The sequence below is a fragment of the Achromobacter sp. KK8 genome (genome assembly GCF_054188005.1).
The window spans coordinates 358,070-382,211 of the sequence record NZ_CM135178.1 but is presented as its reverse complement, the minus strand read 5'-3'; the positions used below and the strand labels follow the sequence as shown (position 1 = coordinate 382,211).

Here is a 24,142-nt window from a genome sequence, read left to right as displayed (position 1 = left end):
GCGCGTCCGCCCCTGCGCGATGTCATCCGCTTCGTCCGGCTGGCGCTGCTGGCCGCGTTGCTGGCATTGCTGGCCGCCTGCGGCACCACGACCAAGGTCCAGCCCGGCTATTACCGGGTGCAGTCGGGCGACACGCTGACGCAGATCGCCCGCAAGCAGGGCACCAGCGTATCCAACCTTGCACGCTGGAACAACCTGTCGAACACCAATGCAATCGAGGTGGGGCAGATGCTTCGGGTGGTGCCGCCGGCGGGGCAGGCCAGCACTTCCGCGCCGTCCAAGTCGCGGCCCAAGGCCTCGGGCGGCTCGCGCGCGGGCGCCTCCAGCATGGGCAAGCGGCGCACCGCGCCGCCGGGGGCGATCTCGCTGGTGTGGCCGGCGCAGGGCAAGGTGACCCGCGGCTACGATGGCTCGGGGTCGAACGGCATCGTCATTTCCAACACCACCGGCACGCCGGTGGTGGCCGCGGCCGCCGGCACCGTCGCCTATTCCGGCAGCGGCCTGCGTGGCTACGGGCATCTGGTGATCGTCAAGCATAGCGCCAGCTTCCTCAGCATCTACGCCCACAACAGCAAACTGCTGGTCAAGGAAGGCCAGCGGGTGAGCCAGGGGCAGAAAATCGCCGAAATGGGCAATAGCGACAGCAAGCAGGTAGGACTGTACTTCGAATTGCGCTACGACGGCCAAGCGGTCGATCCGGCCGGGTCGTTGCCAGGGAAGTAAGGGCCCCCACGCGGCGCGCGCGTAGCGCGCTTGCTGCCCCCCGAGGAGGCTGCCCGGCCTTCGGGCGGCCGGGCGGCCGGGCGGCTATTTTTTTGTGGCGTTGTTGGTGGGGGGAGGGGACGCGCGCGTTCGATGGGGGGCGCCGCCTCAACCGATCTGGCCGGCTTCTTGCGTCAAGGTCGAGATGAACGTCGCGGTGCGCGGATCGCGCGGTCGGGTGAACAGGTCGCGCGAGGCGCCGGCTTCGACCACGTTGCCGTCGAGCAGGAACACCGCTTCGCGCGAAACGCTGGCGGCCAGGCGCAGGTCATGGGTGGCCATCAGCATGGTCATGCCCTCGGCGGCCAGCTGGCGCAGCACGTCCACCACTTCGGCCGCCAGGCCCGGGTCGAGCGCCGAGGTCGGTTCGTCGCACAGCAATACGCGGGGGGCGGGCGCCAGGGCGCGGGCGATCGCCACGCGCTGCTGCTGGCCGCCCGACAGATTGGCGGGCCAGGCCTCGGCCTTGTCCAGCATGTTGACCTTGCGCAGCAGTTCCTCGGCTCGCGCGCGGGCGCGGTCGGCGGGCCATTTCTGCACCGTCACCAGGCCTTCCATCACGTTGCCGATCACGGTCTGGTGCGGGAACAGCTGGAAGTTCTGGAACACCATGCCGGTCTGCATGCGCACCCGCTGCACCTGGTCGCGCGAGAGCTTCAGGCCGGGTTCGAAGTGGACCTGTTCCGGGCCGATCTCGAGGGTGCCGCGATCGGGCACCTCCAGCAGGTTGACACAGCGCAGCAGGGTGCTCTTGCCGCTGCCGGACGGGCCGATCAGCGCGGTGACGCTGCCTTCGGCGATGGCCACGTCGACCTGCTTGAGCACCAGGTTGCCGCCGAAGGATTTCTCGATCTGTTCCAGGCGGATCATCGGTTCTTCTCGGAAAACACCGCGTGCTGGCCGAAGCGCCGTTCCAGGCGCACCTGGGCGGCGGACAGCACCGAGCTGAACACCAGGTAGATCAGCGCGGCCTCGGTGTACAGGATCAGCGGTTCGTACGTGACGGCGGCGATGCGCTGGGCCGCCTGGAAGATCTCGGGCACGGTCAGCACGGCGGCCAGCGAGGTGTCCTTGACCAGGGCGATGAAGGAATTGGACAGCGGCGGCACCGCCACCCGCGCGGCCTGCGGCAGCACGGTGCGGCGCAGCGCCTGGCCGCGCGTCATGCTCAATGAATAGGCGGCTTCCCACTGGCCCTTGGAGATGGACTCGATGGCGCCACGGATCACTTCGGAGTTGTAGGCGCCGACGTTCAGCGTGAAGCCGATCAGCGCCGCCGGCAACGGGTCGAGCACCACGCCGACGCTGGGCAGGCCGTAGAAGATCACGAACAGCTGCACCAGCAGCGGCGTGCCGCGGATCAGCCAGACGTAGAAGCGCACCAGCGCCACCAGCGGCGCCGGCCCGAACAGCCGGATCAGCGCCACCACGAAGGCCAGTGCCAGCCCCAGCGCGAACGACATCAATGTCAGCGGGACGGTGAACACCAGCCCGGCGTGCAGCAAGGGCCAGAACGAGTCGGCCATCAACTGCACCCAGGCCGGCACCGCGAGGGTGTCGACCTGGGACAGGATCCAGTCGGGCAGGACGTTGTGCAGCCAGGCGGGGAGCGTCATCGAAGAGGCCGCTTATTGCTGCGCCGACAGGTCCGTGCCGAAGTACTTGACCGAGATGGTCTTGTAGGTGCCGTCGGCCTTGATGTCGGCCAGCGCCTTGTTGATGGCGGCCACCAGTTCGGGGTTGTTCTTGCGCAGCAGCACGCCGGAGTTGCTGAACTCGGCGGCCTTGTCGGTGGCGGCGATCTTGACCTTGGCGTTGGGCTTCTGCTTCTTGAAGTCCAGGAACGACAGGTTGTCGTTGACCGTGGCCTCGACGCGGCCCGAGGTCAGCAGGTCGATGGCTTCGTTAAAGCCCTGCACGGCAACCACTTCCGCGCCGTGGCTCTGCGCCAGCTTGCCGAAGTTGCTGGTGAGCGTGTTGGCGGACTTCCTGCCCTTCAGGTCCGCGAACGACTTGATGGTGGTGTTGTCATCGCGCACGATCAGCACCGCGGCCGACGAGATGTAGGGATCGGAGAAGTCGTACTTGGCGCGGCGCGCGTCGGTGATGCCGACCTGGTTGATGACGGCGTCGTAGCGCTTGGCGTCGAGCCCGGCGATCAGGCCGTCCCACTTGCCTTCGACGAATTCGGCTTTGACGCCCAGGCGCTGGGCGATGGCGCGCCCAATGTCGACGTCAAAACCGGTAAGCTGGCCGGAGGCGTCGTGGAAGGTGAAGGGAGCGTAGGTGCCTTCGGTGCCGATCTTGAACACGCCGGCGGACTTGATCTGGTCCAGCCCCGACTGGGCGTGGGCGGCGGACAGGGCGGCGACCTGGACCAGGCCGGCGATGAACAACGAGCGCAAGAGTTTCATGGCAATGCTCCACGGATGAGAGATCACTGCGAAAGGCCCGCGCCGATCGCGCCGCCTTCCGGTGTAGCCGCACTCTAACAACGCGCCTATTTTTCCACAAAGCATAAGGAATAGTAAAAATATAGCGGCAAGTCATATGCGGTATTCGCGCCCCGGCCGCCCGGCTCGGGGTTGATCCAGGCGGTATCCAGATGGAGACAGGCGTGCAACAACAGTGGAACAGGCGGGCTTTCATGATGGCGGCGACGGGTGTCGCTGCGTCCGCAAGTGTCATGCCGGCGCAGGGCGCCGGCGGTTTGCGGCGGGTGCCCGGCGGCGGCAGCATCACCGACGTGGCCGGCATCAAGGTCGGGCACTACACCGACACGCGGCGGCCGACCGGCTGCACGGTCATCATCGCCGAAGCGGGCGCCACCGGCGGCGTGGACGTGCGCGGCGCGGCGCCGGGCACGCGCGAGACCGACCTGCTCAACCCCGTCAACATGGTCGAAAAAGTGCACGCGGTGATGCTGGCCGGCGGCAGCGCCTTCGGCCTGGAGGCGGCCACCGGCGTCATGCGCTACCTGGAGGAACGCAAGATCGGTTTCGACGTGGGCGTGGCGCACGTGCCGATCGTGCCGGCCGCCATCCTGTTCGACCTGGGCGTGGGCGATGCCTCGGTCCGGCCCGATGCCGCGGCCGGCTACCAGGCCTGCAAGTCGGCCAGCGCCAAGCCGCCGCAGGAGGGCAACGTCGGCGCCGGCGCCGGGGCGACGGTCGGCAAGCTGTACGGCGCCAAGCGCGCCATGAAGGGCGGCCTGGGCAGCGCCTCGCTGACCGTGGCCGGCGTCACGGTGGGGGCCATCGTCGCGGTCAACGCGGTGGGCGACGTGGTCGATCCGGCCACCGGCCACGTGCTGGCCGGCGCCCGCACCGCCGACGGCAAGATGCTGCTGGACACGCGCGCGGCGATCCTGGCCGGCGACCTGCCGACCTCGATGCGCGAGGGCGCGGCCACCACCATCGGGCTGGTGGCCACCGATGCCAGGTTGACCAAGGCGCAGGCGCAGAAGATGGCGCAGACCGCGCACGACGGCCTGGCCCGCACCATCAATCCTATCCACACCATGCTCGACGGCGATACGGTGTTCGCCCTCGGCACGGGCGCGTCCGGCAAGCCCGCCAACATGATGCTGCTCGGCGTGATGGCGGCCGAGGCCATGGCGATCGCGGTGCAGCGCGCCATCCTGGCGGCGCGCGCGCTGGAAGGCTATCCGGCGGCGGTCGACTTCATCGCCTGAGCCCGCGTGTCGGGGCGGCGACGGCCGCCCCGACCTTGCTGCCCGTCTTGACCCCAAGCTGTCACATGGCTTGGGCAAGATGAAAAGCGTCGGCGTCACGCCTGCGCGCGGGGAGAGGGGCAGCATGTACGAAGGAGAGCGCTTGAACGGAGCCACGCACCTGGCCGGCCTGGCCTTGGCGGTGGCTGCATCCGGGGCCCTGATCGCGCGGGCCGCGGAACTGAAAGTGGAGTGGCGCCAGATCGTGGCCTGCGCGGTGTTCGCGGCATCCATGATCGCCGTCTATGCGTCATCGGTGCTGTATCACTGGTCGCGCGGACGCCGCAAGGCGCGCTGGGCCAAGGCCGATCATTGCGCCATCTACCTGCTGATCGCGGGCACCTATACGCCGCTGGCATTCGTGCCGCCGGAGCTGGGCTGGGGCGCCGCCATGGCGGTGGCGATCTGGCTGCTGGCGCTATACGGCATCGGCCGGGAATTGTGGTGGGCGCGTGACGCCGCGCCGGCCTTGCCGCTGTACCTGGCGATGGGATGGCTGGGCGTGATGTGCGCCGCGCCCATCGCCGGCGCGCTGTCGGGCGCCGGCCTGGCCTGGCTGCTGGCCGGGGCCGCGCTCTACACGGTGGGCACGGTGTTCTACGCCAACGACAAGCGCTGGCGCCATGCCCACGGCATCTGGCACCTGTTCGTCATGGGCGGCTCGGCCTGCCACTTCGTCACGGTGTTCGGCTTCCTGCGCCACGCGTAGGGCCCGATCAGCGCCAGGCCGCCAGCGGCAGCATGCCGCCGCGGTTCTTCACTTTGCGCATGACGATATGCGAGCACAGGTCGCGCACTCCGGCGATCTTGCTGAGCTTGTCCTCCACGAACTGCGAGAACGCCGCCAGGTTGCGGGTGCGCACCGTCAGGATGTAGTTGGATGCGCCGGTGACGATGCTGGCCTCGGTGATTTCGTCGTACAGGGCGATGCCGGCAAGGAATTCCTCGTGCCAGCCGGCGCGGGACTGGTCCAGCGACACGTGCACGACGGCTTCCAGCTCGAAGCCCAGCCGCTCGGCGTCGAGCACGGCGCGATAGCCCCGGATCAGCCCGCCTTCTTCCAGCGCCCGCACCCGCCGCAGGCAGGCCGACGGCGACAGCGCCACCTGCTCGGCCAGGTCCTGGTTGCTGAGCTGGCTGTTCTCCTGCAGGCGGTAGAGGATGCGGTGGTCGATGGCGTCCAGTTGCATGATGCAATCCAATTCGAAAAAAATGGCTATGACGCAATTTAATGCGAAATCCTAGGGTTAGCCACGCCTTGTTTTGCAACTATTCGGCTTGGCCGCGCTGCTAGTATGTAGCCAGCATATTGCCCGAAGGAGCTGTGAATGCATACCCGCGAAAGCTGTGTCGCCGCCGACCGGCAGGACCCCCTGGCGCCGCTGAAGGCGCGTTTCGACCTGCCGCCCGGCGTGCTGTACATGGATGGCAATTCGCTCGGCGTGATGCCGCGCGCCGCCGCCGCGCGTGCCGCCGAGGTCATCACCCAGGAATGGGGCACCGGCCTGATCCGCAGCTGGAACACCGCCGGCTGGTTCGAACTGCCGTCGCGGCTGGGCGACAAGCTGGCCGGCCTGCTCGGCGCGAAAGAGGGCGAACTGGTCATCACCGACACCACCTCGCTGAACATCTTCAAGGCCCTGGCGGCCAGCCTGCGCATCCAGCAGAAGCGCCAGCCCGAGCGCCGCGTGATCTTGTCCGAACGCGACAACTTTCCCACCGACCTGTACATGATCCAGGGCATGATCGACCTGCTGCAGCAGGGCTACGAGATGCGCCTGATCGACGACGACCTGCCGCTGGAGCGGGCGCTGGACGAGGACGTGGCGGTGGTGCTGCTGTCGCACGTCAACTACCGCAGCGGGCAGATGCACGACATGGCCGCGGTCACGCGCCAGGCGCACGAGCGCGGCGCGCTGGTCATCTGGGACCTGGCGCACGCCGCCGGCGCGGTGCCGGTGGACCTGAACGGCGCCGACGCCGACTACGCCGTGGGCTGCACCTATAAATACCTGAACGGCGGCCCCGGCTCGCCGGCCTTCATCTGGGTGGCGCCGCGCCACATTCCCGATTTCTGGCAGCCGCTGTCGGGCTGGTGGGGCCACCAGCGTCCGTTCGACATGACGGTCGCCTACGAGCCGGCCGGCGGCATCCGCCGCTACCTGTGCGGCACCCAGCCCATCGTGTCGCTGGCCATGGTCGAATGCGGCCTGGACGTGGCGCGCGAGGCCGACATGGCCGAGGTGCGCAGGAAGTCGCTGGCGCTGGGCGACCTGTTCATCGCCCTGGTCGAGGAACGCTGCGCCGGGCATCCGCTGACGCTGGTGACGCCGCGCGACCATGCCCAGCGCGGCAGCCACGTGAGCCTGCGCCATCCCAACGGCTACGAGGTCATGCAGGCGCTGATCGCGCGCGGCCTGATCGGCGACTATCGCGAACCCGAGGTGCTGCGCTTCGGCCTGACGCCGCTGTACTTCGGCTACGCCGACGTCTGGGACGCGGTCGAGATCCTGAAAGACGTGCTCGACAGCAAGGCCTGGGACAAGCCCGAGTTCAAGCAGCGTTCGGCCGTGACCTGAGCGGCCGGTTGCCGGCCCGAGCGACATCCAGCAAGAGAGCGCAGTACCGGAGGAGACAATGACACAACAACAAGGATTCGGCAGGATCGCCGAACGCGAACAGGGGCTCAAGCGCCGCCTGACGTCCGGCCAGATGAGCATGATCGCAATCGGCGGGGCCATCGGCACCGGCCTGTTCCTGGGCAGCAAGTTCGCGATCGGCTTCGCCGGCCCCAGCGTCATCATCAGCTACGCCATCGGCGGGCTGATCACGCTGCTGCTGATGGGCTGCCTGGCCGAGATGACGGTGGCGCATTCGACGTCGGGTTCGTTCGGCGCCTATGCCGAACACTACATCGGCCCGCTGGCCGGCTTCCTGGTGCGCTATGCGTACTGGTCGTGCGTGGTGCTGGCGGTGGGCACCGAGGTCACCGCGGTGGCCGAGTACATGAAATTCTGGTTCCCGTCGGTGCCCGGCTGGCAATGGGTCTGCCTGTTCTCGGCGGCGCTGATCTTCATCAACGCCATGAGCGTGAAGGCCTTCGGCACCATCGAGTACTGGTTCTCGACCATCAAGATCAGCGCCATCGTGGCCTTCATCATCCTGGGCGCCTATGTGGTCTGGGGCAATCCGCAGTACGGCACGGCGCAGTACACGGCGCACGGCGGCTTCTTCCCCAACGGCGTGTGGGGCATGTGGATCGCGGTGGTCATCTCGATCTTCAGCTACCTGAGCGTGGAGATGATCGCGGTGGCGGCGGGCGAGGCCGAGGACCCCGAGCGCGCGGTGAAGAAGGCGTTCCGCGCCACCATCGTGCGGCTGGTGGTGTTCTACCTGCTGACGCTGGCGCTGATCCTGGCCATCGTGCCGTGGGACCAGGCCGGCAAGGGCGGCAGCCCGTTCGTGACGGTGATGGAAGCGGTGAAGGTGCCGTACGCGGCCGGCGTCATCAACTTCATCGTGCTGGTGGCGGCGCTGTCGGCCATGAACAGCCAGCTGTACATCACCACCCGCATGATGTTCAGCCTGTCGCGCGCGGGGCATGCGCCGGCGGCTCTGGGCAAGCTGACGCGCAGCGGCACGCCCCTGAATGCGCTGCTGCTGTCGACCAGCGGCATCGCCATCGCCACCGTGCTGAACGTGTTGTATCCGGAAACCTCGTTCACGCTGATGATGGCGATCTCGATGTTCGGCGCGCTGTTCACGTGGATGATGATCTTCGTCACGCATTACTTCTTCCGCCGCCGCTGGGCGCGCGAGGGCGGCGCGGCGTTGTCGTTCCGCATGCCGGGTTTCCCGCTGCTGACGCTGCTGGGCGCGGGCGCGATGCTGGCGATCCTGGTGACGACCTATTTCACCGGCGTGTTCAAGATGACGCTGGTGTTCGGCGTGCCGTTCCTGTTGGTGCTGGCGGCCCTGTACCTGCTGCTGTTCCGCAAGACCGCGGCGGCGGTGGTGCTGCAAGCGCGCCAGCAGCGCTCCTAGCGGTTGCGCCGGCGGACTCGCCCGGTGTTGCCGGCGGCGCCTTTCAAACGGCGCCCGCGTCCGCGCACTGGCGGATCGCCGCCAGCATGGCGCGGGCCCGCGCCGGCAGCGAGCGCGAGGCGTACACGGCGTGCATCTGCGGCGCCACGCCCTGCGCCGAGGTGGCGGTGTAGCCGGGGCATACCCGCACCAACGTGCCGCGGGCGATCTCCGGCGCCGCCGCCCAGTCCGCCAATCTGGCGATGCCCACACCCTGCAGCGCCAGCGCCATCAGGCCGCTGCCGGTGCTGACCCGCACCGCCGGCTCGGCATGCATGCGCACGATGCGCTTGTCGCGCCGCAGGTGCCAGTCCTTCAGCACGCGCGGCCCGGTGTGCATGATGAGCCGGTGCCGCGCCAGTTCTTCGGGCTCGCGCGGCAGCCCCATGCACGCCACATAGTCAGGGCTGGCGCACAGCAGCCGCGCATACGGCCACAGGCGCGCGCCCAGCAGCTCGCTCGATGCCGGAAAGCCGCCGCGGATGGCGAAGTCCAGGCCCTCCGCGATGGGGTCGACCCACTTGTCGGTGTAGTTGATGTCCACCGTGACGCCGGGATAGTCCGCCGCGTAGCGCCGCAGCACCGCCGGCAGCAGGGTCACGCCCAGCAGGTCGGGCGCCGAGAAGCGCAGACGGCCCTGATCGCCCGACTGGGTGTCGCGCAGCGCCTCGCGCGCTTCGCTTTCCAGCCGCAGGAGGCCGCGCGCCGACTGGAAGTAGCTTTCGCCCTGCGGCGTCAGCACCACGCTGTTCTTGCTGCGCAGCAGGAGCTGCGCGCCGACCTGGCGTTCCAGCGCCTGCACCGCGCGGGTGACCGCGCTGGGCGAGGCGCCCAGGGCGCGGGCCGCCAGCACGAAGCTCTGGCGTTCCGCGACGGCGCAGAACACCTGGTATTCCCATAGCGCGCCACGTTCCATGGCGGTTCTCCATTGCATTTATCGCAACATGATATTGCAACGCGGAGCGCTCGGGCGGACCTAGACTGCGGCCATCCCCGACTTTCTCCAGGTTGATCGCCATGTCAGATCCCCACTATTTCGATCCCGCCACCGGCGCGCGCCATGCGCTGGATGAGGCCCGCTGGTGTTCCGATGCGCGCACCCCCTTGATGATCTCGCCGCTGCCGGGCATCTCGCGTGACGACATCGACCGGGGCGAGCGTTCGCTGTGGCGCTACCGCGCCGCGCTGCCGGGCGCCGTGGCGCGGCCGGTGTCGATGGGCGAGGGCGGCACGCCGATGGTCGAGCGCGCCTGGGGCGGCCTGCGGCCGCATTTCAAGCTGGAATGGTTCAACCCGACCTGCAGCTTCAAGGACCGTGGCGCGGCGGTGATGCTGTCGTGGCTGCGCCAGATCGGCATCCGCGCCATCGCCGAGGACAGCTCGGGCAACGGCGGCGCCGCCATCGCCGCCTTTGGCGCGGCGGCGGGCATGGACGTCACCATCTTCGCGCCCGCCTATACCTCGACCGCCAAAGTGGCGCAGATCCGCGCATTCGGCGCCGACGTGCAACTGGTGCAAGGGCCGCGCGAAAACGCCGAGACCGCGGCGATCGAGGCGTCCGCGCGCATCTTCTACGCCAGCCACAACTGGCAGCCGTTCTTCCTGCAGGGCACCAAGTCCATCGCCTATGAGATGTGGGAGGACTTCGGCTTCGAGGCGCCGGAGAACGTGGTGATTCCGGCGGGCGCGGGCAGCAATGTGCTGGGCTGCGCCATCGGCTTTGCCGAACTGCTTGCGGCCGGACAGATCCAACGCCTGCCGCGCCTGTTCGTGGCCCAGCCCCTGAACTGCTCGCCGGTGGACGCCAGCTTCCATGCCGGGGTCGACACGCCGGTGCCGCGCGAGGTGCTGCCGACGGTGGCCGAAGGCACCGCGATCAAGCGGCCGGTGCGGCTGCGCGAGGTGTTGCAGGCGATCCGCGCCAGCGGCGGCCAGACCGTCGCGGTGCCGGAGGCGGACATCGTTGCCGCCGTGCGCAGGCTGGCGGCAATGGGGCTCTACGCCGAGCCCACCAGCGCCACCGCGGCGGCGGCGCTGGATATGCTGCGCGCGCGCGGCGCGATCCGCGAGACCGAGCGCACCGTGGTGCTGCTGACCGGCACCGGCATCAAGGCCACGCAGTTCATGACCGATCTGTATTCGGCGGCGTGATCCGGGCGGCGTCGGCCAGCAGGTGGTCGAGCAGGCGGCGGGCGCGGGCGCTGAGCGTTTCGCGCGCTTGCACGCACAGCAGCAGTTGGCGCGAAGCCCAGGCGTCGGTCAGTGCCACCGACACCACGTCGAGCAGCCGGCACATGCTGTTGGCCGTGGTCTCGGGCACGATGCCGACACCGACGCCGGCCTCGACCAGCCGGCACATGGCGTCGAAACTGCGCAGCTGCACGCGCAGCTTGATCGGCCCGCCCGCCACCAGCGCCTGGCGCGCCAGGAAGCGTTGCAGCGCGCTGCTGCGGTCGAGGCCGACAAAATCCTCGTCCAGCACGTCGCGGAAGGCGGTTTCGGCGGTGCCCGCCAGCGCATGGCCGGCGGGCACGATCAGCACGAAGCGATCGCAATGGTACGGGTAGGTCTGCAGCGCGCCGGTATCGACGGTGCCGGCAACGATGCCGATGTCGGCCGAGCCATCGGCGATGCACTCGACGATCTCGTCGCTCAGCATCTCCTGCAATTCGACGTTGATGCGCGGGTGCGCCGCCAGGAAACCGCCGAGCGCTTCGGGCAGGAAGGCGGTCAGGGCGTTGGTGTTGGACAGCAGGCGCACCGAGCCGCCGAATTCGCCGGAGAAATCGGCCAGGTCGTCGCGCAGGCGGTCGGCCTGGGCCAGCATCACGCGGGCGTGCGCGGCCAGTTTCAGGCCCGCCGGGGTGGGGATGACGCCCTGGCGGCGGCGTTCCAGCAGCGGCGTGCCGAGAGAGGCTTCGAGGTTGCGGATGCGGGCGCTGGCGGCGGCCAGCGCCAGGTTGGCGCGGGCGGCGCCGTGGGTGATGCTGCCGGCCTGCACCACGTGCAGGAAAAGCGCCAGATCGGTCAGGTCGAAACGCATGGCGGCGAGCCTACGCGAGGCGCGCAGGCTGCCTCTGCGAATGGCGCATTTTCAGCGGCGGACAGGGTCCGTACACTGCGCCGATTCGTGTTTTTTTGGTGGTTTCTTCATGCATCTGGTCGCCTCCGGTTTTCCGATTCTACCCGCGCTGATCACCGCGATCACGATCGCGTTGTGGGCCTTTTCGCGGCTGCCTGAGTACCTGACGGCGCTGCTGTTCTTCAGCGCCGCGATGATCCTGGCGGTCGCCTCGCGCGATGTGGTGTTTTCGGGGTTCTCGTCGGCGGCGTTCTGGCTGGTGCTGAGCGGCTACGTATTGGGGCTGGCGCTGAAGTACACGGGCCTGGCCGACCGCATGGCGGGCGCGTTGTCGCGGCGCCTGTCGGGTTCATATCCGAAGGTGGTGGCCGGCGTGGTCGCGCTGACCTACCTGCTGGCCTTTGTGATGCCGTCGAACATGGGCCGCATCGCGCTGCTGATGCCGATCGTGCTGGCGTACGCCGACCGGATCGGGCTGGCGGCGGGACGGCGCGGGCGAATCGGGCTGGCGCTGGCGGTGGGCTTCGGCACCTTCCAGCTGTCCACCTCCATCCTGCCGGCCAACGTGCCCAACCTGGTGATGGCCGGCAGCATTGAATCCAGCTACGGCCTGCAGCTGGGCTACCTGCCATACCTGTGGCTGCATGCGCCGGTGCTGGGCATCCTGAAAGGCGCGGTGCTGGTGGCCTGTATTGCGTGGCTGTTTCGCGACACGCCGGAAGCGGCGCCGCCCGCCGCGCCGGCCCCGCCGCTGACGAGGGCTGAAAAGCGCCTGGTGGTGTTGCTGGGGTTGACGCTGCTGGGCTGGGTGACCGACGGATGGCATGGCGTGTCGCCGGCCTGGATCGGGCTGGCTGCGGCCTGCGTGTGCCTGTTGCCCAGGGTGGGGTTCGTCAGCGGCGAGCAGTTCGGCAAGGAAGTGAACTTTCGCACCGCGATCTATGTGGCGGGCATCCTGGGGCTGGCCGCGATGGTGGCGGACAGCGGCCTGGGCGGCATCATCGGCCGCGCCCTGCAGGCCTGGCTGCCGCTATCGCCCGACGCGCCGATGCAAAGCTTCTTTTCGCTGGTGGGGCTGTCGGCCGCGCTGAACTTCGTGGTCACGGCCAACGGCGTGCCGGCCTTGTACACGCCGCTGGCCGAGACGCTGGCGCAGGCATCGGGCTTTTCGTTGATGACGGTGCTGATGGCGCAGGTGGCCGGCTACGCCACCGTCATCATGCCGTACCAGGCTTCGCCCATCGTGGTGGCGATGGGCATGGGCCACGTGCCGGCGCGCAGCGGCCTGGCGCTGAGCCTGCTGACCGCGCTGGTGTCGTTCGTGGCGCTGGTGCCGCTGGACTTCCTGTGGTTCAGGCTCCTGGGAATGCTGGGATCGTGACCAGTTCCTCCTCGGCGGGCGTGGTGTCGGGCGCCGGGGCGAACACGCGCAGGCGGTGGCCGTCGGGGTCGAGCGCCACGAAGGTGCGGCCGAAGTCCATGTTGGTGGGCGCCTGCAGGATGGGCAGGCCGCGCAGGCTCCAGTCGAGGTGGCGCTGGTCGAGCGCGTCGGCGTCGGGCACGGTGAAGGCCAGTTCGGTGCAGCCGCCGCGGCCGGCCGCGGCCGGTTCGACGGTGTGGCGCGACCACAGGCCCAGCATCAGGCCGGAGTCGAGCGCGAACAGGGCGAAGGTGGGCGAGCTTTCGACGGGCGGGCGGTTCAGCAGCGCGCTGTAGAACGCCGCGCTGGCCTCGGGCTTGTCGACGTAGAAAATGACGAAGTTCTTGGCGGACATGATGCGCTCCTGGTTGGATGAGCGCTCATCTTAGAAAGACATGCTGTCAGATTTTGTCAGCAGTCTTTGGCCGGATGTCGCACCGGCCGCCCCGCGTCAGCAGCCGTCGCACTCGGCCGCATTGATGGCGCGCCACTCCTTGAGCAAGGCATGGCGGCGGCGCGGGTAGCGCTGCCCGGGTTCGAGCGTGGCGATGCGGTCGGTGCGGAAATGGCGGAAGTCCTGGCGCAGTTCGCACCAGGCCATCACGATGCGCACGCTGTCGAAAAAACCCAGGGCGAACGGCCAGATGACGCGCTCGGAGTCGGCGCCCTTGTCGTCGCGGTAGGTGATGGCGATCTTCTGTTCGCAGCGGATCGCCTGGCGGATCTGGGACAGGTCGACCCGGTCGACCACCGCCCAGCTGCTGGGGCCGACCAGCAGCGGAATGGCGTCGAGTTCGTCGCGCAGTTCCCGCGGCAGCACCGCGCTGATCTTGGCCAGCGCGTTGGCGGCGGCCTGGCCCAGGCGCGGGTCGGAACGGCCGGCCACCCAGCGGGTGCCCAGCACCAGGGCCTCGATCTCCTCGGTGCTGAACATCAGCGGCGGCAGCATGAAACCGGGCCGCAGCACGTAGCCGATGCCCGGCTCGCCCTCGATCTCGGCGCCCTGCGCCTGCAACGTCGCGATGTCGCGATACAGGGTGCGCAGGCTCACGCCCAGGTCGGCCGCCAGGCGGTGGCCGCTGACGGGCAGGCGATGGCGCCGCAGGGTCTGCAGCAGGTCCAGGAGTCGTTCGGCGCGGGACATGTAGGCGGGCAAGGGCGGGACGCCGTAATGCTGCCACGGAATGGCAGCAGCCGGAAGCCGCGGCCCTCAATCATCAAGTGGTTTGCGTTCGAGCCGATGCACGGGCGCGAGACCACCTTCGACCGCCTGCTCAGGCCTTGCGCCACCGCCATACCGGTCAGCATGCCGCGCCGTTGCAGGCGTGGCTGCGCGGCCAGGTGCGCGACGTGCTGCGCGAGCGCCTGGCCGCGGATGCTTCCAGCTAGCGGCTGACCGGCTTGCCGCTGGCCACGTCGATGGCCGAGCCGTCTTCCAGGCTGACGCGGTAGATCTCGCGCAGCACGTTGCCGGCAAAGCCGATCTCGACGATGGACACGTCCTTGAAGGTGGTGGCGATGCCGTCGGGCAGCGCGGCGTTGAACTTGTCGGATTCCTGCTTCATGGCGTCGGCCAGGCGGGCGTCGTACGGCGCCATGCTGTAGACCAGCGTGGTGTGCGGATTGTGGGCGCGCACTTCCTTGCCGTCCTTCATCACGTTGACGCCGCTCACGCCCATGGTCTTGACCTGGTCGCGGCCGGCCTCGCCCATCTTGGCGTACACCGGGCCGGTCACGCGCGGCAGCGGGCCATCGCGCAGCGGCGCCAGCGCGGCCGTGGCCACCGTGTTGTAGGCCATCATGGCCTCGAAGCCCGCGCCGCTCTTGACCACGCCCAGGTCCAGCCACCACGGATGGCCCGCGCCCTTGGCGGCCTCGGTGGGGTAGAAGCCCTTGAGCGTGACGGCCAGCGGCGCCGGCGGCTTGGGCAGCGCCCGCAGCATGCGCTGCGGCGTGGCGGGGTCGGCGCTGTGGATGTGGACCACCGTGACGTGGGGGATGTTGGGCGTTTCCGCCTCGGTCTTCAGGCCCAGCGCGAGCAGGTCCTGCTTGAGCGTGCCGTTGACCTTCGCGTCGAGCACTGCGTTGACTTCCTTGGGCAGGCGGTACACCACGCCATAGGTGGCCTTGTGATCGCGGAACGCGGGCTGTTCCAGCGCGCTGTTGTCGATGGGGGCGGCGGCCAGGGCGACCGAGAGGGTGGCGAAGGACAGGCCGAGGGCGGCCAGGGGCAGGATGCGCTTGATCATGGATTTTCCTTTTATGTGGGACCCGCGAGAGTCCGAGCCAGTGTGGCCACGCCGGATGTACGGCGTATTGCACCAGTCCAAAGAAATCCGATAGCCGCCGTGGTCTGGCCGATAGCTGCGCGCCACCGAAGCGGCCGGACCGGACCGCGGGGTGTCAGAGCAGGAAAACGGCCGCGATGATCGCCAGTCCCAGCGCCAGGTTGACGCCGACCCAGCGGCGGATGCCGGCCATCGCCTGGCCGCCGCGCGGCCAGTCGGAGGCGGCCACCGCCGCCCGCAGCCGGGGATAGAGCGCGGCGCGGATGTAGGCGTAGATCACGGCCATGATCAATCCGCCGGCGGCCATCACCGTCCAGCCGCGCGGCATGAAGAAGGCGCCGCCCGTCTGCGCGGCCTGGGACGCCTCCTGGCCGATCATCGCCGCGCCGGTGGCCAGGATCAGCACGATCGCGGCCAGCACGGCATTCAGGAACGGGCCGAGCACCGCATGCATCAGTCGCAGCCGTTGTGGCGGCTCCAGCTGCGCGGCCGCCGGCCGCAGGAAACAGTGGGCGAACAGCATGCCGCCCACCCAGAGAATGACGGCCAGCAGGTGGATCAGTTTGAACGCGCTGTAGAGCATCCGGTCGGCCTTGGGCAAGAGGGGGAAGGGACGTCGCGCCAGCGCCGGGGCGGCCGGTCGGGCAAGTCCGTCCCCATCATATCGCCACCCTTGCGCGGGCGGGGTTCTTGACCTGGGTCAGGGTTTTCCATTTAGAATGAGATTGATTTTTATTTGTGATCAAGTGTGTTCGGGAGCCCACCGTGTCCAACCTTGCGCTTGCCTGCGGCGACGCCGTCCACCTGCTTTACCGCGCGCACCACGGATGGCTGCACAACTGGCTGCGGGCCAAGCTGGGCGATTCGTTCGACGCCGCCGACCTGGCGCAGGACACCTTCGTGCGCGTGCTGCGCCACCGGCACGAGCTGGACGCGCTGCGCGAACCCCGTGCCTACCTGACCACCATCGCCAAGCGCCTGGTGCTGAACCTGCACCGGCGCCGCTCGCTCGAACGGGCCTACCTGGACGCGCTGGCCACGCTGCCCGAGGCCCAGGCGCCGTCGCCCGAGCAGCGCCTGCTGATCCTCGAGGCGCTGCAGGAAATCGACGAGATGCTGGCGGGCCTGCCGCTTCCGGCGCGGCAGGCTTTCCTGATGGCGCAGCTCGAAGGCCTCGGCCACGCCGAGATCGCCGCGCGGCTGAACGTGTCGCTGCGCTCGGTGCACCGCTACATCGCCAAGGGGTACGAACAATGCATCATGGCGGTGATGTAAGCGCGCCGTGGGGCGCCGCGGGCGAGCTGCCCGCCGTCGACCGCAAGGTGGCGCGCGAGGCGGCGCGCTGGCTGTTGCGCCTGAGTTCCGAGCGCGCCACCGAGGCCGACGTGCGCGCCTGCGCGCAGTGGCGCGCCAGCAAGGCCGAACACGAACATGCCTGGCAACGGGCGCAGCGCGTCAACCAGCGTCTCGGCCTGGTGCCGTCCTCGTTGGGCATGGCGGCGCTGAACCGGCCCGACCTGGCCGGCCGCCGCGCGGCCCTCAAGACCCTGGCCGCGCTGATCGTGGCCGGCCCCGCCGGCTGGGCCGCGTGGCGCGCCAGCCCGTTCGAGTGGAGCGCCGACTACCGCAGCGCCACGGGCGAGCAGCGCCGGGTCGCGCTGAGCGACGGCTCTTCCATGCACCTGAACACCGCCAGCGCGGTCGACGTGCTGTACGACGCCGACCTGCGGTTGCTGCGCCTGCGCGCCGGCGAGATCGCGGTCCACGCCGTGGAAGAGTCGGGCGCCCATCCGCGCCCGTTCGTGGTGCGCGCCCGGCAGGGCGAGGTGCAGGCGCGGGCGGCGCGCTTCTGCATGCGCCAGGACGGCGCCGCCTGCCGCGTGAGCGTGCAGGAAGGGCGCGTCAACCTGCGGGGCGGCGGCGTGGTCGTGCCGTTGGCGGCCGGCGAGCAGGCATGGCTGCGCGATGACGCGCCCGCGCGCCCCGAGCCGGCCGATCCGCATGCGGCCGACTGGACCCGTGGCGTGCTGCACGTCAACGCCTGGCGCCTGGATGCGTTCGCCGCTGAACTGGGCCGCTACCGGCCGGGCCTGCTGCGGTGCGACCCCGAAGTGGCGGGCCTGCGGCTTTCGGGCGCGTTCCAGTTGCATGACACCGACGCGGTGCTGGCGGCCTTGCCGTCGACGCTGCCGGTGCGGGTGCGCTATCGCAGCGCGTATTGGGTGACGATCGCGCCGCGCGCCGGACAGGCGTGAATCGTCGTTGTTACAAAAAAACCGAGGACACGCTGTCCGGTCCGCGAATGTCGAGGGTCATGGTCAGTAGAGGCACACGAATGCCGATACCCGTTGGATCGAAAGGACGACCATGGCTCATTTCCCCGCCAGCCGCGTGCGCGGCTATCCCATCAACCGAGAGGCCCCATGCCGACTGACCCGCCTGACCCTGGCGTTGCGCCTTGCCACCGCGTTGGCCGCGCCGGCCGCCATGCTGTGGCCGGCCGCCGCCGCGCAGGCGCAGGCCGCGCCAGCGCAGCAGGCGCGCAGCTACCGCATCCCGGCCGGCCCGCTGGCCGAGAACCTGGCGCGCTTTGCCGACCATGCCGGCGTCACGGTGCTGTTCGACGCGACGCTGGTGGGCCAGCGCCGTGGCGCGGGCTTGAATGGGGAATACACCGTGGCTGACGGCTTTGCCCGCCTGCTGGCCGGCAGCGGCCTGGCCGCGCGCGAGCGCAGCCCCGGCGTATTCGTGTTGCAGGCCTTGCCGCAGCCGGGTGTCGCGCAACTCGCGCCGGTCACGGTCCAGGGCGAAGGCGCGGTGGCGGCGCCGGCATGGGAAACGCGCACCGACCGCAAGCGCATGGACGATCTGCAGATCAAGAACTGGAGCGACCTGGGCAAGCGCGCCGAACCCGGCGTGAGCTTCAGCCGCCAGAACAACAGCATCAACATCCGCGGGCTCGACCAGGACCGCGTGCTGACGCGGGTCGATGGCATCCGGCTGCCGTGGCTCGACGACGGCGCCCGGGGCGTCAAGGGCGGCCTGGAGGCGGTGGACTTCAATACGCTGTCGCGCCTGGACGTCGTGCGTGGCGCCGACGCCGGCTCGGGCGGTTCGGGGGCCATTTCCGGACTGGCCGACCTGTACACGCTCAGCCCGGCCGACCTGCTGACCGACGGCAAGACCTTCGGCGCGCTGGCCAAGACCGACTACGACACCGCCGACAGCAGTTGGGGCGCCAACGCCGCGCTGGCCGGGCAGATCCATGACAACACCTTCTGGCTGGTGCAGGCGGGCGTGCGCAACGGCCACGCGCTCGACAACCGTGGCGACGTCGGCGGCTACGGCCCGCGCCGCAGCGAGCCGACGCCCGAAGACTACGCCCAGCGCAGTTTCCTGCTCAAGCTGCAACAGCGCGTGGATGGCGGCCATCGTTTCGGCCTGACCGGCGAGTACTTCAAGCGCAACGCCACCCAGGACAGCATGTTCGAGCAGGGCCCGGGCACCAGCTACCAGATCGGCGAGAACACCACCAAAAAGGAAACCGAGCGCGAGCGCGTGTCGTTCGACTATGCCTACAAGGCGCCGGGCGAGGGCGGCTGGATCGACAGCGCCACGGCGGTGGTGTATTGGCAGCGCATGCAGCTCGACAGCGCGCTGGATGGCCAGCGCAGCCGCGACGCGCGGGGCAACATTCCCGGCGACCCATTCCGCTACGGTTTTCCCAGTGGCGCCTATGGCCGCAACAACTCCATCCGTCAGACCATGTTCGGCGCCAATGCCGAGCTGACCAAGCGGCTGGCCGGCAACAGCGTTTCACAGCTTTGGACTGTGGGCGGGGAATGGTACGGCAACAAGACCGAGCAGAATTCCAGCGGCTACGACAATTGCCCGGTAGTGCGACCGGGCACACCCGCGCCGATGGGTCCGCGCACCTGCGACATGCTGCACACCAACCAGGCCGACGTGCCGCTGTCCAAGGGCAGCCAGTGGGCCTTGTGGGCCTCCGACGAATTCAGCTTCGCCGACGGCCGCTACACGGTCATGCCGGCGCTGCGCTACGACCATTACGAGCAGAAGCCCAAGTCCACCGAAAGCTACGCCAGCAACCGCAACGGCGGCGCGCTGCCGCCCGACAATGGCGGCGGGCGCTTCTCGCCCAAGCTGCTGGCCACCTGGAAGGCCGCGGACGAACTGAACCTGTACGCGCAGTACGCCTACGGCTTCAAGGCGCCCAGCGCGACGCAGCTCTACACCAACTACGGCGGCCCGGGCACCTACCTGCGGGTCGGCAACCCCTACCTGAAGCCGGAAACCAGCAAGGGCTGGGAACTGGGCGCCAAGCTGGGTTCCGATTCGCTGGGGGGCGCGTTATCGTTCTTCGATAACCGCTACCGGAACTTCATCGACAGCAACGTGCCGCTGGACGCCGGTTCGCCGCAATGGCAGGCGGGTTGGGCCGGGCAGTATCCGCTGGGCATCACCGGCAACGTCAACCGCGCCAAGGTGCGCATCTATGGCGCCGAGGCCAGCGCGCACTGGAAATTCTCGCCGGGCTGGCGCACCTGGGGCTCGCTGGCATGGGCCGTGGGCAAGGACGAGGGCACCGGCCAGTACCTGAATTCGGTGGCGCCGCTCAAGGCCGTGCTGGGCGTCGGCTATGGCCGCGACGCATGGGGCGTGGACGCGATGCTGACCACGGCCCTGCGTCGCAACAAGGTCGAGTATCCGGACGCTTCCGCCAAGGCGCCCAACCGTGATTTCCAGGCGCCTGGCTATGGCGTGGTGGACCTGATGGGCTACTGGCGCCCGGCCTCGGTGAAGGGCCTGCAGGTGCAGGCCGGCGTGTTCAACCTGTTCGACAAGAAGTACTGGGAAGCCATCAACGTGCCGACCGCAGGCGCCACGGCGCTGCCGCGGCCGGTGGACTGGTACACCGAACCGGGACGCAGCCTGCGCGTCTCACTGACGTATCAATACTGACCCGCGCTGCCGCCGCGCGTCAGCGGCGGCAGTCCCGATTTTCCATTCCGGCCGGAGGGCCCGCAATGAGCAACGAAGTGAAGCACCCCGATTTCGACACCCGCGCCGCCGAGCTGCGCGCCCGCAACGAAGCGCTGGCGGCGTCCAAGCCCGGCCTGCGCGCCCGCAACCTGGCCCAGGAACTCGGCGTGTCCGAGGCCGAATGGGTCGCCGCCGGCTGTGGCGGTGTCAAGGCAGTCGAACTGCATGGCCAGCCGCAGGAGATCTTCCGCGAACTGGGCACGCTGGGGCCGGTGATGGCCCTGACGCGCAACGACTGGTGCGTGCACGAACGCCATGGCGCCTACCTCGACATCCAGGCCGACGGCCCGGTCGGCCTGGTGCTGGGGCCGGACATCGACCTGCGGGTGTTCTTCTCGTGCTGGGCCTCCGCCTGGGCGGTCGAGCAGGACGGCCGCCACAGCCTGCAGTTCTTCGACGGCGCGGGCGTGGCGGTGCACAAGGTCTACCGCACCGAGGCCACCGATGCCGCCGCGTACGACGCGCTGGTGGCGAAGTTCGCGGGCGCCTCGCGCTGGCCCGACACCGCGCCTTATGCCGCCGCCACCGACGCGCCGAGCGTCGACGACAGCGCCCAGTGGCGGCAGGCCTGGCTCGGCATGCAGGACACGCACGAGTTCTTCCCGCTGCTGCGCAAGTTCAAGGTGTCGCGCCTGGCGGCGCTGGCCGCGGCCGGCGAGGACCTGGCGCAGACGGTGCCGATGGAGTCGGTCGAACGCATGCTGGAGTCGGCGGCGGCCAGCGGCTTGTCGATCATGTGCTTCGTGGGCAACCGCGGCATGATCCAGATCCACACCGGCCCGGTGCACCAGTTGCGCCGCACCGGCCCCTGGTTCAACGTGCTGGATCCGACCTTCAACCTGCACCTGGACACCAGCGCCATCGCGTCGGCCTGGGTGGTGAACAAACCCACCAGCGATGGCTGGGTGACGTCGCTGGAGCTGTATTCGTCCAGCGGCGACCTGATCGCGCAGTTTTTTGGCGAGCGCAAGCCGGGCAAGCCGGAACTGACGGGTTGGCGTGAATTGATGTCGGGCCTGTGCCGCGTGCCGCTGGCCGCATGAGGATGATGCAATGAAGAAATGGCTGGCGGTGGCGGCGGGATGGATGCTGGTGGCGGCCGCGCAGGCGGCGCCGCCCGCGCGCGTGGTGACCCTGGGCGGAACCGTGACGGAAATCGTTTACGGCCTGGGGCAGGGCGAGCGGCTGGTCGGCGACGACCAGTCCAGCCTGTATCCGGAGGCAGCGACCCGTCTGCCGCGGGTCGGCTATTACCGCGCCGTGCCGGTCGAAGGCGTGCTGGCGCTCCAGCCCGACCTGGTGCTGGCGTCGGAGCAGGCTGGTCCGCCCGACGCGCTCAAGCGCCTGGGCGAAGTCGGCGTGCGGGTGGTGAGCGTGCCGGACGCGCCGTCGGTCGATTCGCTCAAGGCGCGCATCCGCGCCGTGGCGGCCGCGCTCGACGTGGCGCCGGCCGGCGAACAGATGGTGCGGGACGTGACAGGCGAACTGGCCAAGGCCGAAGCCATGCCGGCAACGCGCGCGCGGGCATTGCTGCTGATCAACCGCAGCGGCGCGCCGCAGGGCGCGGGGCGCGGCACCGCGGCGGCCGAGATCATGCGCCTGGCCGGCCTGGACAACGTGCTGGCGGGACAGCAGGGCTACAAGCCGCTGTCGCCCGAGGCCATCGGCGCGCTGGCGCCCGACCTGATCATCGTCACGCGTGAATCGCTGCAGGCCAGCGGCGGCCTGGAGGGCTTTGCGCGCCTGCCCGGCATCGCGGCGACGCAAGCCGCGGCGAAACAGCGCATCATCGTCATGGACGATCTGCTGATCCTCGGCCTGGGGCCGCGGCTGCCGCAGGCGCTGATCCAGCTCAAGCAGGAGGCGGCGCATGCCATGGCGCGCTAGGGCGCCGGTGGCACTGGCGCTGCTGGCCGCGGCGCTGGTGCTGGCGGTGCTGGCGGCCAGCGCTAGCGGCGCGGTGCCGATCCCGCTGCGTGAACTGCCGTCGCTGTTGTGGGGCGCGCCCACGCCTGAACAGGCGCTGTGGCGCAATGTGCTGATCGACATCCGCCTGCCGCGGGTATTGCTGGCGGTGGTGATGGGCGCGGGCCTGGCGATCTCCGGCGCGGCGTTGCAGGCGCTGTTCCGCAATCCGCTGGCCGAGCCGGGGCTGATCGGCATTTCCGCCGGCGCTTCGCTAGGCGCGGTCATCGCCATCGTCATGACGCACGGCGGCTTCTGGTACACCGCGCCGGGCGCCTTCATCGGCAGCCTGGTCGCGACGCTGTCGGCCTATGTGGTGGGACGGCGCGTGCCGGGCGTGGCCGGGCTGCTGCTGGCGGGGGTGGCCATCACGGCCATCGCCTTCAGCCTGATCGGGCTGTTCACGTTCATGGCGTCCGATGCGCAGTTGCGCGACCTGACCTTCTGGAACATGGGCAGCCTGGCCGGCGCCAGCTGGAAGCTGCTGGCGTTCCTGGGGCCGTGGGTGCTGCTGCTGTCGTGCTGGCTGCTGCGCCAGTGGCGCGTGATGAACGCGCTGCTGCTGGGCGAGCGCGAGGCCCAGCACCTGGGCTATTCGCTCAAGCAGGCGCGCGCCCGGCTGGTGCTGGCCTGCACCCTCATCGTCGGGCCGCTGGTGGCTGCCAGCGGCACCATCGTGTTCGTCGGCCTGGTGGTGCCGCACCTGGTGCGCATGACGCTGGGCGCCAACCACCGCCTGCTGTTGCCGGCCTGCCTGCTGGGTGGCGGGCTGGTGATGACGCTGGCGGACTGGCTGGCGCGCATTGTGGTGGTGCCGGCCGAACTGCCGATCGGCCTGGTGACCGGGCTGGTGGGCGGTCCCTTCTTCCTGTGGCTGCTGGCGCGCGGCCGGAGGCACGGTTGATGCTGGCCGCCGAGAACCTGACACTGGCGCGCGACGGCAAGCGCATCCTGGACCGCGTCTCGCTGGCGATCCGGCCGGGCGAGGTGGTGGGCCTGCTGGGCAGCAACGGCGCCGGCAAATCGACCCTGCTGGGCGCATTGGCGGCCGAGCTGGATGCCGATGGCGGCAGCCTGGCGCTGGACGGCCGCCCGCTGCGCGCGCTGCCGCCGCGCGCGCAGGCGCGCAAGCGCGCGGTGCTGCCGCAGAAGCCCGGGCTGACCTTCGACCTGGGCGTGCGCGAGGTGGTGGCGATGGGCGCGTATCCGTTTCCGGAGCTGTCGCCGGCCGAGGTCGATGACCTGGCGCGGCAGGCGCTGGAATGGGCCGACGTCAGCCACCTTGACGGCCGGCGCTATCCGCAGCTGTCGGGCGGCGAGCAGCAGCGGGTGCAGTTCGCCCGGGTGCTGGTGCAATGTCGCGCGGCGCGCGTCCCGGGCGAGGCCCGCTACCTGCTGCTGGACGAACCGACCGCCAGCCTCGATCCCAGGCACCAGGCCGACCTGATGCGACGGGCGGCGCAACTGGCGCACGAAGGCAATACCGGTGTGCTGGTGATCCTGCACGACATGAACCTGGCGGCGCGCTGGTGCGACCGCCTGCTGTTGCTGAGCGGCGGCCAGGCGATCGCGCAGGGTACGCCGGCGCAGGTGCTGACGCCGGCCAACCTGTATCTGGCATACGGCATCCAGGCGCAGGTGATGCCGCATCCGTTGCAGGCGGACCGGTTGCTGGTGCTGATGGCTTGAGGGGCGCGCGCCCCGGTAAAATGGGGCAATCGCGGCGGCCGCGGCCGCCTTTTCTT

General features: G+C 69.5%; 24 protein-coding genes. 14 read left to right on the top strand and 10 right to left on the bottom strand.

Features of this window, described 5'->3' with window-relative positions; genetic code table 11:
* Window positions 1-12 precede the first annotated feature (12 nt).
* Complete coding sequence (locus ACVN9Z_RS01845) at window positions 13-723, top strand: peptidoglycan DD-metalloendopeptidase family protein (protein WP_035182616.1); 711 nt, start codon at window positions 13-15, stop codon at window positions 721-723.
* A gap of 147 nt (window positions 724-870) precedes the next feature.
* Here the strand turns inward: ACVN9Z_RS01845 and ACVN9Z_RS01840 are convergent, their stop codons facing one another.
* The 3 genes from ACVN9Z_RS01840 to ACVN9Z_RS01830 all read right to left on the bottom strand — a co-directional run bounded on the left by ACVN9Z_RS01840 (window position 871) and on the right by ACVN9Z_RS01830 (window position 3,176).
* Complete coding sequence (locus tag ACVN9Z_RS01840; protein WP_054484844.1) at window positions 871-1,632, bottom strand: amino acid ABC transporter ATP-binding protein; 762 nt, start codon at window positions 1,630-1,632, stop codon at window positions 871-873.
* Window positions 1,629-2,309, bottom strand: a complete 681-nt coding sequence (locus tag ACVN9Z_RS01835) for an amino acid ABC transporter permease (RefSeq protein WP_026384606.1) — start codon at window positions 2,307-2,309, stop codon at window positions 1,629-1,631. Before ACVN9Z_RS01835 ends, ACVN9Z_RS01840 begins: the two co-directional genes overlap by 4 nt.
* An 81-nt stretch (window positions 2,310-2,390) precedes the next feature.
* Window positions 2,391-3,176: an amino acid ABC transporter substrate-binding protein gene (locus ACVN9Z_RS01830; protein WP_006386703.1), complete on the bottom strand. Its 786-nt coding sequence runs from the start codon at window positions 3,174-3,176 to the stop codon at window positions 2,391-2,393.
* A gap of 191 nt (window positions 3,177-3,367) precedes the next feature.
* On the opposite strand from ACVN9Z_RS01830, the gene ACVN9Z_RS01825 reads away from it, so the two are divergent.
* Window positions 3,368-4,456 carry a P1 family peptidase gene (locus ACVN9Z_RS01825; RefSeq protein WP_458213022.1) on the top strand — a complete coding sequence of 363 codons (1,089 nt, stop codon included), beginning with the start codon at window positions 3,368-3,370 and terminating at the stop codon, window positions 4,454-4,456.
* 124 nt (window positions 4,457-4,580) lie between these two features.
* Window positions 4,581-5,204, top strand: a complete 624-nt coding sequence (gene trhA / locus ACVN9Z_RS01820) for a PAQR family membrane homeostasis protein TrhA (protein ID WP_049052975.1) — start codon at window positions 4,581-4,583, stop codon at window positions 5,202-5,204.
* Between the two features lie 7 nt (window positions 5,205-5,211).
* Here trhA and ACVN9Z_RS01815 read toward each other — a convergent pair whose 3' ends face one another.
* Window positions 5,212-5,685: an Lrp/AsnC family transcriptional regulator gene (locus ACVN9Z_RS01815; protein WP_020926585.1), complete on the bottom strand. Its 474-nt coding sequence runs from the start codon at window positions 5,683-5,685 to the stop codon at window positions 5,212-5,214.
* A gap of 138 nt (window positions 5,686-5,823) precedes the next feature.
* Between ACVN9Z_RS01815 and kynU the strand changes: the two genes are divergently transcribed.
* Window positions 5,824-7,074: a kynureninase gene (gene kynU / locus ACVN9Z_RS01810; protein WP_047993327.1), complete on the top strand. Its 1,251-nt coding sequence runs from the start codon at window positions 5,824-5,826 to the stop codon at window positions 7,072-7,074.
* 58 nt (window positions 7,075-7,132) lie between these two features.
* Window positions 7,133-8,539: an amino acid permease gene (locus ACVN9Z_RS01805; RefSeq protein WP_006386708.1), complete on the top strand. Its 1,407-nt coding sequence runs from the start codon at window positions 7,133-7,135 to the stop codon at window positions 8,537-8,539.
* Between the two features lie 43 nt (window positions 8,540-8,582).
* Here ACVN9Z_RS01805 and ACVN9Z_RS01800 read toward each other — a convergent pair whose 3' ends face one another.
* Window positions 8,583-9,494: a LysR family transcriptional regulator gene (locus ACVN9Z_RS01800; RefSeq protein ID WP_049052969.1), complete on the bottom strand. Its 912-nt coding sequence runs from the start codon at window positions 9,492-9,494 to the stop codon at window positions 8,583-8,585.
* Between the two features lie 101 nt (window positions 9,495-9,595).
* On the opposite strand from ACVN9Z_RS01800, the gene ACVN9Z_RS01795 reads away from it, so the two are divergent.
* On the top strand, window positions 9,596-10,729 hold the full coding sequence (locus ACVN9Z_RS01795; protein ID WP_104413383.1) for a threonine synthase: 1,134 nt from the start codon (window positions 9,596-9,598) through the stop codon (window positions 10,727-10,729).
* Here the strand turns inward: ACVN9Z_RS01795 and ACVN9Z_RS01790 are convergent.
* Window positions 10,701-11,621, bottom strand: a complete 921-nt coding sequence (locus ACVN9Z_RS01790) for a LysR substrate-binding domain-containing protein (protein ID WP_054517237.1) — start codon at window positions 11,619-11,621, stop codon at window positions 10,701-10,703. The two genes, ACVN9Z_RS01795 and ACVN9Z_RS01790, sit on opposite strands and share 29 nt — an antisense overlap.
* Before the next feature lie 109 nt (window positions 11,622-11,730).
* Here ACVN9Z_RS01790 and ACVN9Z_RS01785 point away from each other — a divergent pair, with 109 nt between their 5' ends.
* Entirely contained in the window at window positions 11,731-13,041 is a 1,311-nt protein-coding gene (locus ACVN9Z_RS01785; RefSeq protein ID WP_049052960.1) for an SLC13 family permease, read from the top strand.
* On the opposite strand, the gene ACVN9Z_RS01780 is transcribed toward ACVN9Z_RS01785, so the two are convergent.
* From ACVN9Z_RS01780 to ACVN9Z_RS01765, 4 genes are all read right to left on the bottom strand, one after another.
* Entirely contained in the window at window positions 13,013-13,435 is a 423-nt protein-coding gene (locus ACVN9Z_RS01780) for a VOC family protein (RefSeq protein WP_020926592.1), read from the bottom strand. The genes ACVN9Z_RS01785 and ACVN9Z_RS01780 overlap by 29 nt on opposite strands.
* A 96-nt stretch (window positions 13,436-13,531) precedes the next feature.
* On the bottom strand, window positions 13,532-14,224 hold the full coding sequence (locus ACVN9Z_RS01775; RefSeq protein WP_035182617.1) for a helix-turn-helix transcriptional regulator: 693 nt from the start codon (window positions 14,222-14,224) through the stop codon (window positions 13,532-13,534).
* Between the two features lie 241 nt (window positions 14,225-14,465).
* Window positions 14,466-15,329: a hypothetical protein gene (locus ACVN9Z_RS01770; protein ID WP_148316982.1), complete on the bottom strand. Its 864-nt coding sequence runs from the start codon at window positions 15,327-15,329 to the stop codon at window positions 14,466-14,468.
* A gap of 154 nt (window positions 15,330-15,483) precedes the next feature.
* The gene (locus tag ACVN9Z_RS01765; RefSeq protein WP_024070228.1) at window positions 15,484-15,951 is read right to left on the bottom strand and encodes a CopD family protein; all 468 of its coding nucleotides are present in this window, start codon (window positions 15,949-15,951) and stop codon (window positions 15,484-15,486) included.
* 182 nt (window positions 15,952-16,133) lie between these two features.
* Here ACVN9Z_RS01765 and ACVN9Z_RS01760 point away from each other — a divergent pair, with 182 nt between their 5' ends.
* The 7 genes from ACVN9Z_RS01760 (at window position 16,134) to ACVN9Z_RS01730 (ending at window position 24,086) form a co-directional block, all read left to right on the top strand.
* Window positions 16,134-16,643 carry a sigma-70 family RNA polymerase sigma factor gene (locus ACVN9Z_RS01760; RefSeq protein ID WP_020926597.1) on the top strand — a complete coding sequence of 170 codons (510 nt, stop codon included), beginning with the start codon at window positions 16,134-16,136 and terminating at the stop codon, window positions 16,641-16,643.
* A complete protein-coding gene (locus tag ACVN9Z_RS01755; RefSeq protein WP_047993321.1) occupies window positions 16,622-17,623 on the top strand; it encodes a FecR domain-containing protein in 1,002 nt (333 codons plus the stop codon). Before ACVN9Z_RS01760 ends, ACVN9Z_RS01755 begins: the two co-directional genes overlap by 22 nt.
* A 112-nt stretch (window positions 17,624-17,735) precedes the next feature.
* Window positions 17,736-20,351 carry a TonB-dependent hemoglobin/transferrin/lactoferrin family receptor gene (locus ACVN9Z_RS01750; RefSeq protein WP_458213021.1) on the top strand — a complete coding sequence of 872 codons (2,616 nt, stop codon included), beginning with the start codon at window positions 17,736-17,738 and terminating at the stop codon, window positions 20,349-20,351.
* A gap of 77 nt (window positions 20,352-20,428) precedes the next feature.
* Window positions 20,429-21,475, top strand: coding sequence for a hemin-degrading factor (locus ACVN9Z_RS01745; RefSeq protein ID WP_458213498.1), 1,047 nt, complete (start codon window positions 20,429-20,431; stop codon window positions 21,473-21,475).
* A gap of 10 nt (window positions 21,476-21,485) precedes the next feature.
* Window positions 21,486-22,319 carry a heme/hemin ABC transporter substrate-binding protein gene (locus ACVN9Z_RS01740; RefSeq protein WP_024070224.1) on the top strand — a complete coding sequence of 278 codons (834 nt, stop codon included), beginning with the start codon at window positions 21,486-21,488 and terminating at the stop codon, window positions 22,317-22,319.
* The gene (locus ACVN9Z_RS01735; RefSeq protein ID WP_458213020.1) at window positions 22,303-23,301 is read left to right on the top strand and encodes a FecCD family ABC transporter permease; all 999 of its coding nucleotides are present in this window, start codon (window positions 22,303-22,305) and stop codon (window positions 23,299-23,301) included. The genes ACVN9Z_RS01740 and ACVN9Z_RS01735 overlap by 17 nt, the downstream gene beginning before the upstream one ends.
* Window positions 23,298-24,086, top strand: a complete 789-nt coding sequence (locus ACVN9Z_RS01730) for a heme ABC transporter ATP-binding protein (protein WP_458213019.1) — start codon at window positions 23,298-23,300, stop codon at window positions 24,084-24,086. The genes ACVN9Z_RS01735 and ACVN9Z_RS01730 overlap by 4 nt, the downstream gene beginning before the upstream one ends.
* Window positions 24,087-24,142 lie beyond the last annotated feature (56 nt).

Bases quoted from the DNA above. Each gene is read 5' to 3' on its own strand.
- ACVN9Z_RS01840 (WP_054484844.1), bottom strand. From the start codon at position 1,632: ATGATCCGCCTGGAACAGATCGAGAAATCCTTCGGCGGCAACCTGGTG.
- ACVN9Z_RS01830 (WP_006386703.1), bottom strand. From the start codon at position 3,176: ATGAAACTCTTGCGCTCGTTGTTCATCGCCGGCCTGGTCCAGGTCGCC.
- ACVN9Z_RS01825 (WP_458213022.1), top strand. From the start codon at position 3,368: ATGGAGACAGGCGTGCAACAACAGTGGAACAGGCGGGCTTTCATGATG.
- trhA (WP_049052975.1), top strand. From the start codon at position 4,581: ATGTACGAAGGAGAGCGCTTGAACGGAGCCACGCACCTGGCCGGCCTG.
- ACVN9Z_RS01815 (WP_020926585.1), bottom strand. From the start codon at position 5,685: ATGCAACTGGACGCCATCGACCACCGCATCCTCTACCGCCTGCAGGAG.
- kynU (WP_047993327.1), top strand. From the start codon at position 5,824: ATGCATACCCGCGAAAGCTGTGTCGCCGCCGACCGGCAGGACCCCCTG.
- ACVN9Z_RS01805 (WP_006386708.1), top strand. From the start codon at position 7,133: ATGACACAACAACAAGGATTCGGCAGGATCGCCGAACGCGAACAGGGG.
- ACVN9Z_RS01800 (WP_049052969.1), bottom strand. From the start codon at position 9,494: ATGGAACGTGGCGCGCTATGGGAATACCAGGTGTTCTGCGCCGTCGCG.
- ACVN9Z_RS01795 (WP_104413383.1), top strand. From the start codon at position 9,596: ATGTCAGATCCCCACTATTTCGATCCCGCCACCGGCGCGCGCCATGCG.
- ACVN9Z_RS01790 (WP_054517237.1), bottom strand. From the start codon at position 11,621: ATGCGTTTCGACCTGACCGATCTGGCGCTTTTCCTGCACGTGGTGCAG.
- ACVN9Z_RS01785 (WP_049052960.1), top strand. From the start codon at position 11,731: ATGCATCTGGTCGCCTCCGGTTTTCCGATTCTACCCGCGCTGATCACC.
- ACVN9Z_RS01780 (WP_020926592.1), bottom strand. From the start codon at position 13,435: ATGTCCGCCAAGAACTTCGTCATTTTCTACGTCGACAAGCCCGAGGCC.
- ACVN9Z_RS01775 (WP_035182617.1), bottom strand. From the start codon at position 14,224: ATGTCCCGCGCCGAACGACTCCTGGACCTGCTGCAGACCCTGCGGCGC.
- ACVN9Z_RS01770 (WP_148316982.1), bottom strand. From the start codon at position 15,329: ATGATCAAGCGCATCCTGCCCCTGGCCGCCCTCGGCCTGTCCTTCGCC.
- ACVN9Z_RS01765 (WP_024070228.1), bottom strand. From the start codon at position 15,951: ATGCTCTACAGCGCGTTCAAACTGATCCACCTGCTGGCCGTCATTCTC.
- ACVN9Z_RS01755 (WP_047993321.1), top strand. From the start codon at position 16,622: ATGCATCATGGCGGTGATGTAAGCGCGCCGTGGGGCGCCGCGGGCGAG.
- ACVN9Z_RS01750 (WP_458213021.1), top strand. From the start codon at position 17,736: ATGGCTCATTTCCCCGCCAGCCGCGTGCGCGGCTATCCCATCAACCGA.
- ACVN9Z_RS01740 (WP_024070224.1), top strand. From the start codon at position 21,486: ATGAAGAAATGGCTGGCGGTGGCGGCGGGATGGATGCTGGTGGCGGCC.
- ACVN9Z_RS01735 (WP_458213020.1), top strand. From the start codon at position 22,303: ATGCCATGGCGCGCTAGGGCGCCGGTGGCACTGGCGCTGCTGGCCGCG.